This window comes from Stenotrophomonas sp. YJH_SMC_94-11, from assembly GCF_059370435.1.
The window spans coordinates 1-15,789 of the sequence record NZ_JCAFTR010000009.1 but is presented as its reverse complement, the minus strand read 5'-3'; the positions used below and the strand labels follow the sequence as shown (position 1 = coordinate 15,789).

The following is a 15,789-nucleotide window of genomic DNA, read 5'->3' as shown; positions in this document are numbered from 1 at the left end:
CCGGCACTACCTTAATGTGGCTGCCTACACCCGCCGTGCGATCGCCGCGGCCAGCACCGCCAGGCCGAAAGTGATCGCCAGGCACAGCAGGTAGCCGGTGTGCGGCGCGCTTTCCACGAACAGCGCGAACAGCGCACCGGAGACCGCCAGCGCTGTGGTCACCGACAGGGCCTCGCTCAGCTGCAGGGCCGACGTGTTGGCACCCTGCTCATGCGCTGCTGACAGCGAAAGCGTGAGTACCGAGAGGCTGGCGTAGATCATGCCCATGCCGAAACCGGTGACCGTCCAGCCCACCAGGGCCACCGGCAATGGCACTGCATTGAACAACACCGCAAGCGTTGCGGCGATGCCCACCGTCATCATCGCCGTGCCGACGCGCAGCAGCTGCTGGCGTGACCAGCCGCGCTGCTGGTGACCCTGCAGCCAGGAGCCGGCGAACCAACCGAGTGCGCCGAGGCTGAGCACCGCGCCGGCCCAGCTGGGCGGGAGTCCGCGTTCGCGCTGCAGCAGCAGCGGCAGGTAGGCTTCGCAGGCGAAGAATGCGGCAGCGGCGACGCCGCGCAGTGCGATCACGCTGGGCAGGCCCCTGCGCAGGATCAGCGTTCCGGCCGGCAGCAGCCGGTGCACGCATAGCAGCAGCGCCAGCATCGCCACGCCGATGCAGAGCAGGGCGGTCGGACCGTGCTGCTGGCCGCCGAAGTACAGCAGCAGCGCCGCCAGCGATGCACCACTTGCCCAGCGCACGATGTTCCCGCGCCCCTCGTCGTTGCTGCTGTCGGCGGAAGGCTGCGTGCACGCCAGCGCAGGCCGCAGCAACAGGGCAGCAGGGACTGCCAGCAGCGGTACCGCCAGGAACACCCAGCGCCAGCCGAGATGCTGGACGATCAGGCCGCTCAGCGCCGGGCCGACCATCGAGGGCACCACCCAGCCCGCCGAGAATGCCGCGAACACCTTCGGCCGCAGGTGCTCGGGGTAGCTGCGGCCGACCATCACGTACAGCGAGACCGAAATCGCGCCCGCACCCAGGCCCTGCAGCAGGCGCCCGGCCACCAGCATGCCCATGCGCACGGCGAAGCCGGCCAGCAGCAGGCCCAGCACGAAGCAGGCCAGGCCGTACCACAGCGGCCGTGCCGGGCCCTGGCGGTCGGCCCAGCGTCCGGCCAGGGTCATACCGATCACGCTGGTGGCCAGTGTGCCGCCGAAGGCCAGCGCATACAGGCGCAGGCCACTGAGTGCTTCGGCCACGGTGGGCATCGCGGCCGCGACGGCCAATGCTTCGAAGGCGTGCAGCGCGACCAGCGCGACCATGCCGAGGGTGGTGGCGCGGTAGCGCGCGGACAGGATCGATGTGTCAGCCGGCAGGCGGGTGTCGGCGGGAGAGAGGGTCGGGGTCATACCGGTCAGGGGGCGGGCCGCGCTTGTCAACGGGCGGCGAAGATAGCAGCATGCCACCTCAACTGTAGTTGAGGTCAAGCAATGGCATCCCAGGAACTCAGCGTTGGCGAGGTCTCCCAGCGCAGTGGCGTGGCCGTTTCCGCACTGCATTTCTACGAGCGCAAGGGGCTGATCAGCAGCCTGCGCACCTCGGGCAACCAACGCCGTTACAGCCGCGACGTGCTGCGCCGGCTGGCGGTGATCCGCGTTGCGCAGCGGGTGGGCATGCCATTGGAAGCGGTCGGCCGCGCCTTCGAGAGCCTGCCTGAAGGCCGTGCACCGACCAAGGCTGACTGGGCCAAGCTGTCCGCGCGCTGGCGCACCGAGCTGGAACAGCGCATCCACATGCTGCAGCTGCTGCGCGATGAACTGACCGGCTGCATCGGCTGTGGCTGCCTGTCACTGCAGCATTGCCGCCTGGCCAACCCTGGCGACGTTCTCGGCGAACGCGGCGATGGCCCGATGCGCTGGGAATGAAAAAGGGGACGCGCTCCCGGTAGCGCCGGGCCATGCCCGGCGGACGAAAACGACTTAATCCCCTCCGTCCCCTTTTTCTTACCAGACCGTGATCGTCTCGCCGCTCTGGATGCCTTCCACTGCACGCTGGAAGGCCAGTGCGGCGCGTTGCGCGCTTACCGCTTCGAAGCCCGGGAAGTAGGGGCCGTAGGCCGCCATCGATTCGATCAGTACGTTCGGGCTGACCACGTTGATGCGCAGGCCGCGCGGCAGCAGCTCCAGTGCGGCAGCGCGCACGAAGCCTTCCAGTGCGGCATTCACTGCGGTGGCGTTGACGCCGTCGCGGATCGGTTGTGCGCTGACGATGCCGCTGGTCAGGGTGATCGAGCCGCCGCTGTTGAGTTGGTGCTGCGCGGCCAGTGCCAGCCGCACCTGGCCCAGCAGCTTGTCCTGCAGGCCGATGTTGAACTGCTCGGGCGTCATCTCCTGCAGCGGGCCGAAGTACAGCTTTCCAGCGGTTGAGATCACCGCATCGACCGGGCCGGTACGCGCGAACAGTTCGGCAACGCTGGCGTCGTCGGTCAGGTCCACACGCAGTTCGCCACTGTGGCGACCGGCGGCGAGGATCTGGTGCTGCTGGCCGAGCTGGCGGGCGACTGCCTGGCCGAGGGTGCCGCTGGCACCGACGAGGAGAATCTTCATGGCCGTTCCTTGCGTGTGGGAGTGAGCGCAGTCTGCGCCGTCACAGTGGGGTTAGGTAAGCGGCGTATGATTCGCAGATTCCTAACTCTGGATTAGCAATGGATACCCTTCGCTGCATGCAGGCCTTTGTGGCAGTGGCCGAGCGCGGCAGCTTCGCCGGCGCCGCCGAACAGCTGCAGGTGTCGGCGGTGATGGTGGGCAAGTACATCCAGCAGTTGGAAGCACATCTGGGCACCGCGTTGCTGCAACGGAACACCCGCCGCCAGCGCTTGACCGAAGCCGGCAGCGCCTACCTGGCCGGGTGCCGGCAGGTGCTGGAGCAGGTGCAGCAGGCCGAGGCCGATGTGGCCGGCCTGCAGGTACAGCCGCGTGGCCTGTTGCGGGTCAGCGCGCCCACCACCTGGGGCAGCTGCGTGCTGGCGCCGCAGCTGGCTGGCCTGCTGCGTGCGCAGCCGCAGTTGAACATCGAGCTGGACCTGAGCAACCGCCGCGTGGATCTGATCGAAGATGGCTTCGACGCGGCGATCCGGGTCGGGCCGTTGCCATCGCAGGAGGTGGTGGCGCGGCCGCTGCCGCCGTATGCGATGAGCCTGTGCGCGGCGCCGTCTTACCTGCGCAGGCGCGGCACGCCGCGAACACCGGATGACCTGCAAGGGCACGACTGCCTGAGCCATCTGGCCTGGCGCGGCGGGCATGGCTGGCAGTTGGCCAACGGCGAACAGGTCGACTGGGAGGCGCGGCTGAGCAGCAACGATGGCTTCGCATTGCGTGAAGCCGCCGTGGCCGGGGCCGGGCTGGTACTGCAGCCCACCGCACTGCTGGCGGCGGAGATCGCAGCGGGGCGGTTGAAGCCGCTGCTGCGCGACTACCTGCCCGAACCGCGGCCGATGCACCTGATCTACCTGCCCGATCGACGCCCGCGCCCGCGTTTGCAGTGCTTCGTCGATTTCGTCATGACCACATTGGGGCAATGATCATCGGGATAGATGGGGTCCGATCCCTTTGCCGAGGCAAAGGGATCTGACCCCAGGGGATCAATCATTCGCCGCAGACAATTCCTGTCCACGCACCTGCGCGGCGCGCAGTGCCTTGTCCACCAGTGCCTCGAAGCCGCCAGCCTGGAAGCTCTCGATCGCGGCCTGGGTAGTGCCGTTGGGTGACGTCACGCGTCGGCGCAGCTCTGCGGGGCTCTCACCGGCCTCATCCAGCATGCGCGAGGCGCCCAGCAGGGTCTGCACCACCAGCGTGCGCGCGGCGTCGGCCGGCAGGCCCTGGGCGATACCCGCCGCTTCCATCGCTTCGGCCAGCAGGAACACATAGGCCGGTCCACTGCCGGACACGGCAGTCACCGAATCCATCAGCGCCTCACTATCGATCCACACCGTGCGCCCGGCACTGGCCAGCACCTGTTCGGCCTGCGCGTGCTGCTGCGCATCCACCGATGCAGTGGCATACAGGCCGGTCACGCCGGCGCCGAGCAGAGCGGGGGTATTGGGCATCGCACGCACCACCGGCAGGTTGCCACCCAGCCAGCGTTCCAGCTGCGCGCTGGTGATGCCGGCGGCGATCGACACCACCAGCGGCCGGTTTGCCTGGGCCAGTGCCAGCAGCGACTGGCAGACCTCACGCAGCACCTGCGGCTTCACCGCCAGCAGCCAGGTGCCGCCCTGTGCGCCGGCATCGGTGGCGTTGTCGTGCACCTGCACGCCGAAGTCGGCAGCCAGCGACTCGCGCAGCGCTGCAACCGGTTCGGCCACATGGATGTGCGCGGCCGGCACGCCCTGGCGGATCAGGCCGGCGATCAGGCTGCGCGCCATGTTGCCGCCGCCGATGAAGGTGATGGAATCAGCTGCCATGGATGTCTCCTTGGAAAATCAGGCCGGTCGCGCGCGCGCGCCGAACAGGGCGGTGCCGATGCGCACCAGGGTGGCGCCCTCGGCGATGGCTTCGGCGTAGTCGCTGCTCATGCCCATCGACAGCGTGTCGACCTGCGCGCGCTGGGCGGCCAGCGACTGGAAAAGTGTGCGCATGCGCACGAATGCATCGCGGCGACGCTCGGCCTCGGGCCATGGCGCGGGAATCGCCATCAGGCCACGCAGGCACAGCGAGGGCTCGGCGGCAATCGCAGCGGCCAGCCCCTCGACATCCTCCGGTGCACAGCCGTGCTTGCTGGATTCATCGTCGATGTTGACCTGGATCAGCACGTTCAGCGGGCCGCGTGCGGCCGGGCGATGGCGCGCCAGCGCCGTTACCAGCTTGGGCCGGTCCACGCTCTGCACCCAGTCGAAATGGGTGGCCACCGCCTCGGCCTTGTTCGACTGCAGGTGGCCGATCAGATGCCACTCCAGCGCCAGGTGCTGCAGCGCCTGCATCTTGGCCAGCGCTTCCTGCACATAGTTCTCGCCGAAGGCCTGCTGGCCCTGTGCGGCCAGCGCAGCCACGGCCTCGGCCGGTTGGGTCTTGGAAACAGCCAGCAGGCGCGGATCGGGCCGGCCGGCCGCCTCGGCGGCGGCATGCAGGTTGCTCAGGATCTGGGGCAGGGGAGTGGCCACGTAACGCGTTCCGTTGAATCAGGAGGCTATACTGCCGCCCGGGGAAAGATCCTTCCAGTCGAAGCCGTTATTGGGGAGTAGCCGCTCATGGATATCGCCGAACTGCTGGCGTTTTCCGTAAAGAACAAAGCGTCCGACCTGCACCTGTCTGCAGGCCTGCCGCCGATGATCCGCGTGGACGGCGACGTTCGCCGGATCAACATCCCGGCCCTGGACCACAAGCAGGTCCATGCGCTGGTGTACGACATCATGTCCGACAAGCAGCGCCGCGATTACGAGGAATTCCTCGAAGTGGACTTCTCCTTCGAGATCCCGTCGCTGGCGCGCTTCCGTGTGAACGCGTTCAACCAGAACCGCGGCGCCGGTGCGGTGTTCCGTACCATTCCGTCCGAGGTGCTCACCCTTGAGGACCTGGCCTGCCCGCCGTTGTTCCGCGAAGTGATCCAGCAGCCGCAGGGCCTGATCCTGGTGACCGGCCCGACCGGCTCGGGCAAGTCGACCACGCTGGCGGCGATGATCGACTACATCAACAAGAACGAATACGGCCACATCCTCACCGTCGAGGATCCGATCGAATTCGTGCACACCTCGCAGAAGTGCCTGATCAACCAGCGCGAAGTGCACCGTGACACGCATGGCTTCAACGAAGCACTGCGCTCGGCACTGCGTGAGGACCCGGACATCATCCTGGTCGGCGAACTCCGCGACCTGGAAACCATCCGCCTGGCACTGACCGCCGCGGAAACCGGCCACCTGGTGTTCGGCACCCTGCACACCAGCTCGGCGGCCAAGACCATCGACCGTATCATCGACGTGTTCCCGGCCGGCGAAAAGCCGATGGTGCGTTCGATGTTGTCCGAGTCGCTGCGTGCGGTGATCTCGCAGGCACTGCTGAAGAAGGTCGGTGGCGGCCGTACCGCAGCGTGGGAAATCATGGTCGGCACCCCGGCCATCCGCAACCTGATCCGCGAGGACAAGGTGGCGCAGATGTACTCGGCCATCCAGACTGGCCAGCAGTACGGCATGATGACCCTGGACCAGCATCTGCAGGACCTGGTCAAGCGCAGCCTGATCACCCGCAACCAGGCCCGCGAGTACGCCAAGGATAAGCGCCTGTTCGAGTAAGGCGGGACAGCGACGGGCGGCGCGCGCAATGGCGCGGCCGCTCCGTGTTGTTTCCTCCACCGACCGTTACCTGGTAAACCGCTTTCCGGGAGCCCGCCGTGAACACCACCGCGACCACCATCGATTTCACTTCGTTCCTCAAGCTGATGGCGCACCAGCGCGCCTCGGACCTGTTCATCACCGCCGGCATGCCACCGGCGATGAAGGTCAACGGCAAGATCTCGCCGATCACGCAGACGCCACTGACGCCGCAGCAGAGCCGCGACCTGGTCCTCAACGTGATGACCCCGGCACAGCGCGAGGAATTCGAGAAGACCCACGAATGCAACTTCGCCATCGGCCTGTCCGGTGTCGGCCGTTTCCGCGTGAGCTGCTTCTACCAGCGCAACCAGGTCGGCATGGTGCTGCGCCGCATCGAGACGCGCATTCCGACCGTGGAAGAGCTGAGCCTGCCGCCGATCATCAAGACGCTGGCGATGACCAAGCGCGGCATCATCCTGTTCGTCGGTGCTACCGGTACCGGTAAATCGACTTCGCTGGCGGCGATGATCGGTTACCGCAACCAGAACTCGACCGGCCACATCATCACCATCGAAGACCCGATCGAATTCGTGCACAAGCACGAGGGCTGCATCATCACCCAGCGCGAAGTCGGCATCGATACCGACAGCTGGGAAGCCGCGCTGAAGAACACCCTGCGCCAGGCGCCGGACGTGATCATGATCGGCGAGGTGCGTACCCGCGAAGGCATGGACCACGCCATCGCGTTCGCCGAAACCGGCCACCTGGTGCTGGCCACGCTGCATGCCAACAATGCCAACCAGGCGATGGACCGCATCGTCAACTTCTTCCCGGAAGACCGCCGCAACCAGCTGTTGATGGACCTGTCGCTGAACCTCAAGGGCGTGGTCGCGCAGCAGCTGGTGCCATCGCCCGATGGCCGCTCGCGCAAGGTGGCGATGGAGATCCTGCTGGGCACGCCACTGGTACAGGACTACATCCGCGACGGCGAGATCCACAAGTTGAAGGAAGTGATGAAGGACTCGGTCCAGCTGGGCATGAAGACCTTCGACCAGAGCCTGTTCGAGCTGTACCAGGCCGGCGAAATCAGCTACGAGGACGCGCTGCGCTACGCCGATTCGCAGAACGAGGTGCGCCTGCGCATCAAACTCAGCCAGGGCGGCGACGCGCGCACCCTGTCGCAGGGGCTGGATGGAGTGGAAATCTCCGAAATCCGCTGACCCGGCCGGCATCGGTCATGACCGGATTGATGAATTCCAGTCATGACCGACTGCCGTCCAACCGGTTCAATCCATCGCCACTGCAGGCGTATCGTCAGCACTCCCCCTCTGGAGTACGACGATGCAGACACGTGAACTCGGCCGCAGTGGCCTGAAGGTTTCCGCCTTGGGACTGGGCTGCATGGGCCTGACCCATGCCTACGGCCAGCCGGTCGAACCGAGTCAGGGCATCGCCCTGCTGCACGCCGCCGTCGAGCGCGGCGTGACCTTCTTCGACACCGCCGAAGTGTACGGCCCGTACACCAACGAAGACCTGCTCGGCCAGGCCTTGGCGCCCCACCGCGACAGGCTGGTGATCGCCACCAAGTTTGGTTTCAAGGACGCGCGCACCGATGCTGGCCTGGACAGCCGCCCGGAGAACATCCGTGCCGTGGCCGAAGCCAGCCTCAAGCGCCTGCGTACCGACCATATCGATCTGTTCTACCAGCACCGCGTCGACTCGAACGTGCCGATCGAGGATGTGGCCGGCACCGTGCGCGACCTGATCGCCGAGGGCAAGGTCGGCCACTTCGGCCTGTCCGAGGCCAGTGCTGCCACCGTGCGTCGCGCGCATGCCGTGCAGCCGGTCGCCGCCGTGCAGAGTGAGTATTCGCTGTGGTGGCGCGAGCCGGAGCGTGAGCTGCTGCCGACGCTGCAGGAGCTGGGCATCGGCTTTGTGCCGTTCAGCCCGCTGGGCCGCGGCTTCCTGACCGGTGCGATCAACGCCGATACCACCTTCGACGCCAACGACTTCCGCAATACCGTGCCGCGTTTCGAAGTGGAGGCGCGCCGCGCCAACCAGGCGTTGGTGGATCGCATCAGCACGATTGCGGCAGCGCGCGGTGCGACGCCTGCGCAGGTCGCACTGGCCTGGCTGCTCGCGCAGGCACCGTGGATCGTGCCGATTCCGGGCACCACCAAGGTTCATCGCCTGGAAGAAAACCTGGGCGCGGCCGACCTGCAACTGGCGCCGGAAGAACTGCAACGCATCGCGCAGGCGCTGGACGAAGTGTCGATCGTTGGCGAGCGCTACAACCCGCAGCGTGCGGCACAGGCCAAGGGCTGACCAGCCGGTGAGTGCGGACCGTTGGTGGTGAGTGCGGACCGTTGGTGGTGGGTGCGGACCGTTGGTCCGCACTCCTTAACCCTCACCCCATCGGCCCGCGCAGCGCATCAAGCACCGTCCGCATCGCCACGGTCACGTGGCGGCGCGAAGGGTAATACGCGTAGTAACCATCGAAGTGCGGGCACCAGTCGTCCAGCACTGATTGCAGCCGTCCATCGTCCAGCATCGGCTGCACCTGGTCTTGCGGCAGCCAGGCCAATCCGCTGCCGGCCAGCGCAGCGGTGCGGGTCATGCCCATGGTGTTGAACGTCCACTGGCCGCTCACGCGCACGCTCAGTTCATTGCCGTCCTGGCCGAAATCCCACGGCATCAGCCCACCATGCGTGGGTAGCCGCAGGGTCACGCAGTTGTGCCCGGCCAGGTCGTCCGGGTGCCGCGGCACCAGGTGCTGGCGGAAGTAGCTGGGCGCCCCGACCACGCGCATGCGCAGCGGCGGGCTGATCGGTACGGCGATCATGTCGCGCGCCAGCCGCTCGCCCAGGCGGATGCCGATGTCGTAGCGCTCGGCCACGATGTCGGCCAACCCGTAGTCGGCCGCCAGTTCCACCTTCAAATCCGGATACTGCCGCAGCAGCGGCGCCAGTCTGGGCCAGGCGATGTACTCGGCGGCGTGGCCGGTGGCATTGATGCGGATGGTGCCGGCCGGGCGTTCACGGTACTCGGCCAGCGCGGCCAGCCCGTCCTCGATCTCGGCCAGGCGCGGGGCCAGGGTATCGAGCAGGCGGGCACCGGCTTCGGTGGTCGAGACGCTGCGGGTGGTGCGGGTCAGCAGGCGCACGCCCAGGCGCTGCTCCAGTCCGCGCATGGCATGGCTGAGCGCGGACTGGGACACGCCCAACTGGGCGGCAGCCTTGGTGAAGCTGCCCTCGCGGGCAACGTGGACAAAGGCCTGCAGATCGTTGAGATTTTCGCGGGGCATGCGGGGATGATACGGCCGGGCTGCGCCCGGCACCTGCTTCAAGCCAAGGCAACGTCAACGTCAAATGCGTGCATTCCGTGGGATGGCGTGGTGGGCCCGGTTGAGGGGGGCGCCGTAAATACGTCCATGCAGGCGCGGTCGCCGCTTGCTCGTGTGCGCTGTCCTGCGCACACGGCAAGACCGGGTTGGGCGTCTTGCCCAACCCGCCCGAGGCATGCCTCGGGCCCATGCGGCTCACGCCCCCTCAACCGGACCCACCCCGCCTTCGACAGTTTCCCGCGAGCTGTTGGAACGGCATTCTGCTTTGGTGGGTGCCGACCGTTGGTCGGCACTGGGGCGGGCGTGTAGGGATGTCGATTTCAGGGACTGTGGTTCGTCGAATGAATGACTTCAACGGGAGCTGCAGATGAGCACTGACACCAATCCGAAAGGCCCGGCCTCGTACTTCCCCTCAATCGAGAAGACCTACGGGCAGCCGGTGGCGCACTGGTTCGGCCTGCTGTCGAAAAAGAAGGGCCTCAAGCACATGGAACTGGTCAGCTTCCTGAAGAGCGAACACGGCCTGGGCCATGGGCACGCCAACGCGCTGGTGGCGCACCATCTCGCCGGCAAGGGGTGACCGGCGGCCGGCGGCCGGCGGAGGGCGGGCTGGGGCGCATTCAGCTGAACGATTTCATCTGCAACTGTCATGCAGATCGTGTCTAATACCGCTCCCCACCTGCTGTTCCCCACCCGCATGTCCCTTCCCTCCCATGGCCCCGCGCCGTGCGACGACGCTGACGGCCACCTGGTCACCGCCGGTCCGCTGACCCCGCCGCCCGACAGCGCCGGCACCACCGCCGACGACAAAGCGCTGCGTCACTCGATCGCCGAGGACGTGCAGGGCATGGTGCTGGCCACGATGGTGGCCTCGCTGGGCCTGGCCATCTTCGCCAAGGGCGGGCTGATGATCGGCGGCATGGCGGGCATGGCCTTCCTGCTGCACTACGCGATGGGCTGGAACTTCGGCCTGGTGTTCGTGCTGGTCAACCTGCCGTTCTACTGGGTGGCGCTGCGCCGCATGGGCTGGGAATTCACCCTGAAGACCTTCGCCGCGGTCACCGCCTGTGGCGTGCTGACCGACCTGCTGCCGCGCTGGATCGACTTCTCGCACATCAACCCACTGTACTCGGCGATTGTCGGCGGTGCGTTGTCCGGCCTGGGCATCCTGTTCTTCATCCGCCACCGTGCAAGCCTTGGCGGCATCGGCATCCTGGCGGTGTACCTGCAGCGCACCCGTGGCTGGAGCGCGGGCAAGGTGCAGATGTCCTACGACGCGTGCCTGATGGTGGCCGCGTTCTTCGTGTTGTCGCCGTCGAAGGTGCTGTATTCGGCCATCGGCGCGGTGGTGCTCAGCCTGGTGCTGATGTTCAACCACCGCCCCGGCCGCTACATGGGCGTGTGACGTTCAACGGTGTTGCCGGCCAGCGGCCGGCACTACCGGAACCCATGCATGGCAGCGCCGGGCCATGCCCGGCGGATATCCATCAGCGGGCGGCGGCCTTCAACCACGGCGGCGACAGCATCAGCAGCCGTGCATGCACCGGGCAATCCTCGGCGTGCGCACCGGGCAGGTAGCCCAGGCTCATCAGGAATTCGCCGGTGATCTCGCCGCCGGTGAAGCGGAACGTCTTCTTGAACAGCTTCACCCAGTCGGCCTTGCTGCGCGGGTGGTGCGCATCCAGCCACGCTGCGAAGCTGCCATGGCTGGCCCGCAACTGCTGGATCACCTGCGCGTTGTGGATCGCCGCCCGTACCTTCAGCCGGTTGCGGATGATGCCTGCGTCCGACAGCAGGCGCTCGATGTCCTGCTCGGCATACGCCGCCACGCGGTCGACATCGAAGCCGTCGTAGGCCGCGCGGAAGCCCTCGCGCTTCTTCAGGATCGTTTCCCAGCTCAGGCCGGCCTGGTTGATTTCCAGCACCAGCCGCTCGAACAGCTCGCGCTCGTCACGCTGCGGGAAGCCGTACTCGTTGGCGTGGTAATGGTCGTGCACCGGATGGCCCGGGGCGATGAGGCAGTAGCCGCTCATGGGGAAGGCTCGTTGGAATCGGATTCGGGATCGATGGCCACCGCAGGGTGCCCGCCGATGGACAGCATCGGCCAGCGCGGTGGAATGAGCGTGAGTCTGCCGTCACGCAGGGCCTGGTTGATCGTCTCGGCCTGGCCGCTGACGGTGCCGAAGAGCGCACCGGCCCGGCGCCACTGGGAATCCTTGCCACGTGCGTACAGCACGCAGTCCGGTCCACGGTGGGTGTTCAGCTCGCACAGCAGCACCTCGCCGGTACCATCGCCGTCCAGGTCGCGATGCACGATCAGGCAGTCGCGCTCGCTCTGGGCGCAGGATTCGCCATTGATCGATCGGGTGGCCAGAGCTTTCCACCAGTCGTCCGGTGGCGAACTGGATCCCTTGGCCAGCTTCAGCGCGCGCTGCAGGGCGGCGACGTCCTGCGGCCCCTTGTCGAGGCGGTGGCCGTCGTCCCAGCGTGAGGTGCGTGCCAGTGCAGCAGCGATCACCTGTGGCGCGTTGGCATCGGCGGTGATGGCCGGATCGCGCTGCAGTTCGCGCAGCGCCCGCACGCCACGGCGCCCCAGATCGAAGCGCAGCACGTTGACGTCGCTGCTGGTGATCGCCGGCGGATCCGCACGCAGGCGCGCCAGCTGGCTGGACAGGGTCAGCCGCACCGGATCCAGCAGCGGCGAGTTGCCCAGCAGTGCCAGTGCCAGCACCGCCCAGCACATCCAGCGGTTGACCGGCTCCAGCATCTGCAGCCAGCGGCGCTGCCGGCGCAGCACCGCCAGCGCGTAGCCCACGGCATAGCCGGCCGTGGCCAATGCGACGAGCACCGCCCAGAAGCGATCCAGGGTCCAGCCGTACTGCGCCACGCGCAGGCCCAATGCATACAGTGCCAGCGCGGCGTAAACCGGCAGTGTCAGCAGGCTGGCTTCGACCAGCCTGCGCAGCACGAGAGGGTAGGGGGCACTGTCTTCCCCCTGCTGGTAGACCGCATTGGTGAACGTCACCAGCAGCAGCGACACCACCACCAGCAGGCTGGCGGCCGAACGGGTCTTCCACAGCGGCTCCAGCCCGGTAAACGGCAGGCTCAGCACGAACAATACGGCGATGAACGACAGCAGCGGCAGCAGCCCGCGGCAGATCGCGAACAGTACCTGGCGGGTGATCTGGATCGCGCGGTGCTGGGTGCGCCCGATCAGCACGCCGAACCCGGCCAGGCTGCCGGTGGCCAGTGCGATGAAAGCGTCCTGCCGGAACAGGTCGCGGAAGACATTCACGTCCAGCAGTTGGAACAGCGCTGCCCACAGCCACAGCAGCAGCCAGGTCAGCCCGGTGAACAGCGCCGCCAGGGCCAGGGTCAAACCGTTCTGCCAGGCGCGCTCGAACAACTCGGGGTAGCTGGCGCGCCAGTGCCCATGCTGCAGCTGGAACTGCCACCAGGGCAGGGCCACGAACACCGCCACGGCCATGCCCAGGGTCAACGGAAACTGCAGCGCGCCCGATTCCAGTGCGGTTTCGCCATTGAGGTTCCAGCCGATCCAGCCGGCCAGCGCCAGCACCACCGTCGAGCCAAGCACGGCCTGCAGCCACAGGCGGCGCTGGCCCAGTTCCACCAGGCTCAGCGCCACTGCGCTGGGAATGGCCAGCACCCAGGCGTACCAGCAATAGCGCCAGCCGATATCGCGGAACGGCCACGCATCGGACAGCTCCTGCGCGGCATACAGCATCAGGCCCTGCAGCAGGGCAAGCAGGACGATGGCGCTGCGTGCCGGCAGGGTCAGGGGCGAAGAAGACGGCATCAATGACCTTCCGTGGCAAAGCACCATCCTAGCCCATCGTGGTTCGGCGCCATCGCGCGACCATCCGGCCCCCAGCAGGTAGAATGGGCCCATGCCTGTAATGCCGACCTCCCTTGCCGATCACCTGCTCGTCGCGCTGCCGTCGCTGCTCGACGCGACCTTTGCCCGCAGCGTCGCGCTGATCTGCCAGCACGACGAGAACGGGGCGATGGGCGTGCTGGTCAACCAGCCTTCCGAATACACGCTGGGTGAAGTGCTCGCGCAGATGGACATCACCACCGGTGATGGCGACCTGCAGGCGCGCATGGTGCTCAATGGCGGCCCGGTGCATCCCGAGCGCGGCTTCGTCATCCATGACGACGCGCGCGCGTGGGATTCCAGCCTGACCGTGGGCCACGGCCTGTACCTGACCACCTCGCGCGACATCCTCGAAGCGATGGCGCGCGGTGAAGGCCCGGCCAATGCGGTGGTCACCCTCGGCTGTGCCGGTTGGGGCGCAGGGCAGCTGGAAAGCGAGCTGTCCGAGAACAGCTGGCTGACCGTGCCGGCCGATGCCGAGCTGGTGTTCCAGCTGCCGCTGGAGCAGCGCTGGCAGGGTGCGGCTTCGCGTATCGGTGTCGACCTGTTCCGGCTGACTGACTACAGCGGCCATGTCTGAGCCCATCACGCCCGCACCGGATTCTGCTGCCCCGGCCATCCGTCGTGACGGCACGGTCCTGGGTTTTGATGTCGGCTCGCGGCGGATCGGCGTGGCCATCGGCAGTGCCTTCGCCGCCCATGCGCGCGCGGTGGCGGTGGTCGATGTGCACGGCAACGGCCCGGACTGGACCGCGATCGAACGCCTGCTCAAGGAATGGAAGCCCGACGGCCTGGTGGTCGGCGACCCGCTGACCCTGGACGGCCAGGACCAGCCCAACCGCAAGCGTGCGCAGGGCTTTGCCCGCCAGCTGCGGGAGCGCTTCAAGCTGCCGGTGGTGATGATCGACGAGCGTTCCAGCTCGGTCGAGGCTGCCCGCCGTTTCGCCGTCGAGCGCGCCGAAGGGCGCAAGCGTCGCCGTGATGCGGCCGCCCTCGACGCCGTGGCCGCGGCGGTGATCATCGACCGCTGGCTGTCGTCCCCCGACGACGCCACCCCCATTCCCTGACTGCACGACTCCCGCCATGACTGCCCAGCAAATCGATGCCTCCGGACGCCTGCGCCACCTGCTGACCCTGGAGGGCCTGCCGCGCGAAACCCTGCTGCAGTTGCTCGATCGGGCAGGGCAGATCCGCGACGCCGCAGTCGGCCGTGTCGGCAACAAGCGCCACGTGCTGGCTGGTTCGGCGGTGTGCACGCTATTCTTCGAGCCGTCCACGCGCACCCGCAGCTCGTTCCAGCTGGCCGCGCAGCGCCTCGGGGCCGACGTGCTGAACTTCGATGCCTCGACCTCGTCCACGCGCAAGGGCGAAACCGCCTGCGACACGCTGCGCAACCTGGAAGCGATGGGCGTGCGCGGCTTCGTGGTGCGCCACCCCGATGACGGCGCCGTGGCCGCGCTTGCCGACGCTGCGGGCGAGGGCACCGCGCTGATCAATGCCGGCGACGGCCGCAGCTCGCACCCGACCCAGGGCCTGCTCGACATGTTGACCCTGCGCCAGGCCAAGGGCCCGGATTTCTCGAAGCTCAAAGTGGTGATCGTCGGCGACGTGAAGCACTCGCGCGTGGCCCGCACCGACCTGCATGCGCTGCGCACGCTGGGCGTGGGCGAGATCCGCGTGTGCGGCCCGCAGTCGCTGCTGCCGGATGATGAGACCCTGAAGGGCTGCGTGGTCGGCGATGATTTCGACGCGATGCTGGAAGGTGTCGACGCGCTGATGATGCTGCGCCTGCAGCGCGAGCGCATGGAAGAAGGCCTGGTGCCGTCGCTGGAGCAGTACCACGCGCAGTACGGCCTGACCCGCGAGCGCCTGGCGCGTGCCGGCAAGGACGCTGCGGTACTGCACCCGGGCCCGATCAACCGCGGCGTGGAAGTGACCGACGACGTGGCCGACGGCCCGCAATCGTGGGTGCTGCGCCAGGTCGCCAACGGCGTCGCCGTGCGCATGGCCGTGCTGGAAACCTTGCTGGGCTGATCGCCCTGGGTGCGGTAGGTGTCAACCTTGGTTGACACACTTGCCGCGCGGCTTTTCCGCGCACCGCTCTGGTAGATGCCAACCTTGGTTGGCACTGCTGGTGTGGTGGGTACCAGCCTAGGTTGGCACTGCTGGTGTGGTGGGTACCAGCCTAGGTTGGCACTGCTGGTGTGGTGGGTACCAGCCTAGGTTGGCACTGCTGGTGTGGTGGGTACCAGCCTAGGTTG

17 protein-coding genes are annotated in these 15,789 nt (G+C 67.4%); 10 read left to right on the top strand and 7 right to left on the bottom strand.

The window, feature by feature from the left end; all coding sequences use genetic code 11:
- Nucleotides 1-24: 24 nt before the first annotated feature.
- Nucleotides 25-1,395, bottom strand: coding sequence for an MFS transporter (locus AC5P74_RS15425; protein ID WP_053499781.1), 1,371 nt, complete (start codon nucleotides 1,393-1,395; stop codon nucleotides 25-27).
- Nucleotides 1,396-1,476: 81 nt separating this feature from the next.
- Between AC5P74_RS15425 and soxR the strand changes: the two genes are divergently transcribed.
- A complete protein-coding gene (gene soxR, locus AC5P74_RS15420; RefSeq protein WP_111175615.1) occupies nucleotides 1,477-1,911 on the top strand; it encodes a redox-sensitive transcriptional activator SoxR in 435 nt (144 codons plus the stop codon).
- A gap of 78 nt (nucleotides 1,912-1,989) precedes the next feature.
- Here the strand turns inward: soxR and AC5P74_RS15415 are convergent, their stop codons facing one another.
- Nucleotides 1,990-2,592, bottom strand: a complete 603-nt coding sequence (locus tag AC5P74_RS15415) for a short chain dehydrogenase (RefSeq protein WP_171957813.1) — start codon at nucleotides 2,590-2,592, stop codon at nucleotides 1,990-1,992.
- Nucleotides 2,593-2,690: 98 nt separating this feature from the next.
- On the opposite strand from AC5P74_RS15415, the gene AC5P74_RS15410 reads away from it, so the two are divergent.
- On the top strand, nucleotides 2,691-3,566 hold the full coding sequence (locus AC5P74_RS15410; RefSeq protein WP_065197109.1) for a LysR family transcriptional regulator: 876 nt from the start codon (nucleotides 2,691-2,693) through the stop codon (nucleotides 3,564-3,566).
- Nucleotides 3,567-3,626: 60 nt separating this feature from the next.
- Here AC5P74_RS15410 and proC read toward each other — a convergent pair whose 3' ends face one another.
- Nucleotides 3,627-4,448, bottom strand: coding sequence for a pyrroline-5-carboxylate reductase (gene proC / locus AC5P74_RS15405; RefSeq protein WP_065197108.1), 822 nt, complete (start codon nucleotides 4,446-4,448; stop codon nucleotides 3,627-3,629).
- An 18-nt stretch (nucleotides 4,449-4,466) separates the two neighbouring features.
- Entirely contained in the window at nucleotides 4,467-5,144 is a 678-nt protein-coding gene (locus AC5P74_RS15400) for a YggS family pyridoxal phosphate-dependent enzyme (protein ID WP_065197107.1), read from the bottom strand.
- A gap of 87 nt (nucleotides 5,145-5,231) precedes the next feature.
- Here AC5P74_RS15400 and AC5P74_RS15395 point away from each other — a divergent pair, with 87 nt between their 5' ends.
- From AC5P74_RS15395 to AC5P74_RS15385, 3 genes are all read left to right on the top strand, one after another.
- Entirely contained in the window at nucleotides 5,232-6,269 is a 1,038-nt protein-coding gene (locus AC5P74_RS15395) for a type IV pilus twitching motility protein PilT (RefSeq protein WP_004147099.1), read from the top strand.
- A 98-nt stretch (nucleotides 6,270-6,367) separates the two neighbouring features.
- Entirely contained in the window at nucleotides 6,368-7,510 is a 1,143-nt protein-coding gene (locus AC5P74_RS15390; RefSeq protein ID WP_005415539.1) for a PilT/PilU family type 4a pilus ATPase, read from the top strand.
- A gap of 121 nt (nucleotides 7,511-7,631) precedes the next feature.
- Nucleotides 7,632-8,615, top strand: coding sequence for an aldo/keto reductase (locus AC5P74_RS15385; protein WP_346607312.1), 984 nt, complete (start codon nucleotides 7,632-7,634; stop codon nucleotides 8,613-8,615).
- 82 nt (nucleotides 8,616-8,697) lie between these two features.
- Here the strand turns inward: AC5P74_RS15385 and AC5P74_RS15380 are convergent, their stop codons facing one another.
- Nucleotides 8,698-9,594 carry a LysR family transcriptional regulator gene (locus AC5P74_RS15380; RefSeq protein ID WP_053499791.1) on the bottom strand — a complete coding sequence of 299 codons (897 nt, stop codon included), beginning with the start codon at nucleotides 9,592-9,594 and terminating at the stop codon, nucleotides 8,698-8,700.
- Nucleotides 9,595-10,000: 406 nt separating this feature from the next.
- Between AC5P74_RS15380 and AC5P74_RS15375 the strand changes: the two genes are divergently transcribed.
- Nucleotides 10,001-10,213, top strand: coding sequence for a DUF4287 domain-containing protein (locus AC5P74_RS15375; protein ID WP_053500763.1), 213 nt, complete (start codon nucleotides 10,001-10,003; stop codon nucleotides 10,211-10,213).
- A 117-nt stretch (nucleotides 10,214-10,330) separates the two neighbouring features.
- Nucleotides 10,331-11,038, top strand: a complete 708-nt coding sequence (locus AC5P74_RS15370; RefSeq protein ID WP_005415543.1) for a YitT family protein — start codon at nucleotides 10,331-10,333, stop codon at nucleotides 11,036-11,038.
- An 82-nt stretch (nucleotides 11,039-11,120) separates the two neighbouring features.
- Here AC5P74_RS15370 and AC5P74_RS15365 read toward each other — a convergent pair whose 3' ends face one another.
- The gene (locus tag AC5P74_RS15365; RefSeq protein WP_053500765.1) at nucleotides 11,121-11,666 is read right to left on the bottom strand and encodes a DNA-3-methyladenine glycosylase I; all 546 of its coding nucleotides are present in this window, start codon (nucleotides 11,664-11,666) and stop codon (nucleotides 11,121-11,123) included.
- On the bottom strand, nucleotides 11,663-13,450 hold the full coding sequence (locus AC5P74_RS15360; RefSeq protein WP_346607314.1) for a DUF4153 domain-containing protein: 1,788 nt from the start codon (nucleotides 13,448-13,450) through the stop codon (nucleotides 11,663-11,665). The genes AC5P74_RS15365 and AC5P74_RS15360 overlap by 4 nt, the downstream gene beginning before the upstream one ends.
- Nucleotides 13,451-13,541: 91 nt before the next feature.
- Here AC5P74_RS15360 and AC5P74_RS15355 point away from each other — a divergent pair, with 91 nt between their 5' ends.
- The 3 genes from AC5P74_RS15355 to AC5P74_RS15345 are packed head-to-tail and all read left to right on the top strand — an operon-like array spanning nucleotide 13,542 to nucleotide 15,562.
- Nucleotides 13,542-14,108 (top strand): YqgE/AlgH family protein, encoded by a 567-nt coding sequence (locus AC5P74_RS15355; protein ID WP_049410646.1) that lies wholly within the window; start codon nucleotides 13,542-13,544, stop codon nucleotides 14,106-14,108.
- Nucleotides 14,101-14,595, top strand: a complete 495-nt coding sequence (gene ruvX / locus AC5P74_RS15350; RefSeq protein ID WP_005408378.1) for a Holliday junction resolvase RuvX — start codon at nucleotides 14,101-14,103, stop codon at nucleotides 14,593-14,595. Before AC5P74_RS15355 ends, ruvX begins: the two co-directional genes overlap by 8 nt.
- A 16-nt stretch (nucleotides 14,596-14,611) precedes the next feature.
- On the top strand, nucleotides 14,612-15,562 hold the full coding sequence (locus tag AC5P74_RS15345) for an aspartate carbamoyltransferase catalytic subunit (protein ID WP_049410639.1): 951 nt from the start codon (nucleotides 14,612-14,614) through the stop codon (nucleotides 15,560-15,562).
- Nucleotides 15,563-15,789: the final 227 nt, after the last annotated feature.

Excerpts from the sequence above, each read along its gene's own strand:
- AC5P74_RS15425 (WP_053499781.1), bottom strand. The coding sequence starts at position 1,395 with ATGACCCCGACCCTCTCTCCCGCCGACACCCGCCTGCCGGCTGACACA.
- soxR (WP_111175615.1), top strand. The coding sequence starts at position 1,477 with ATGGCATCCCAGGAACTCAGCGTTGGCGAGGTCTCCCAGCGCAGTGGC.
- AC5P74_RS15415 (WP_171957813.1), bottom strand. The coding sequence starts at position 2,592 with ATGAAGATTCTCCTCGTCGGTGCCAGCGGCACCCTCGGCCAGGCAGTC.
- AC5P74_RS15410 (WP_065197109.1), top strand. The coding sequence starts at position 2,691 with ATGGATACCCTTCGCTGCATGCAGGCCTTTGTGGCAGTGGCCGAGCGC.
- proC (WP_065197108.1), bottom strand. The coding sequence starts at position 4,448 with ATGGCAGCTGATTCCATCACCTTCATCGGCGGCGGCAACATGGCGCGC.
- AC5P74_RS15395 (WP_004147099.1), top strand. The coding sequence starts at position 5,232 with ATGGATATCGCCGAACTGCTGGCGTTTTCCGTAAAGAACAAAGCGTCC.
- AC5P74_RS15385 (WP_346607312.1), top strand. The coding sequence starts at position 7,632 with ATGCAGACACGTGAACTCGGCCGCAGTGGCCTGAAGGTTTCCGCCTTG.
- AC5P74_RS15380 (WP_053499791.1), bottom strand. The coding sequence starts at position 9,594 with ATGCCCCGCGAAAATCTCAACGATCTGCAGGCCTTTGTCCACGTTGCC.
- AC5P74_RS15375 (WP_053500763.1), top strand. The coding sequence starts at position 10,001 with ATGAGCACTGACACCAATCCGAAAGGCCCGGCCTCGTACTTCCCCTCA.
- AC5P74_RS15370 (WP_005415543.1), top strand. The coding sequence starts at position 10,331 with ATGTCCCTTCCCTCCCATGGCCCCGCGCCGTGCGACGACGCTGACGGC.
- AC5P74_RS15365 (WP_053500765.1), bottom strand. The coding sequence starts at position 11,666 with ATGAGCGGCTACTGCCTCATCGCCCCGGGCCATCCGGTGCACGACCAT.
- AC5P74_RS15360 (WP_346607314.1), bottom strand. The coding sequence starts at position 13,450 with ATGCCGTCTTCTTCGCCCCTGACCCTGCCGGCACGCAGCGCCATCGTC.
- AC5P74_RS15355 (WP_049410646.1), top strand. The coding sequence starts at position 13,542 with ATGCCTGTAATGCCGACCTCCCTTGCCGATCACCTGCTCGTCGCGCTG.
- ruvX (WP_005408378.1), top strand. The coding sequence starts at position 14,101 with ATGTCTGAGCCCATCACGCCCGCACCGGATTCTGCTGCCCCGGCCATC.
- AC5P74_RS15345 (WP_049410639.1), top strand. The coding sequence starts at position 14,612 with ATGACTGCCCAGCAAATCGATGCCTCCGGACGCCTGCGCCACCTGCTG.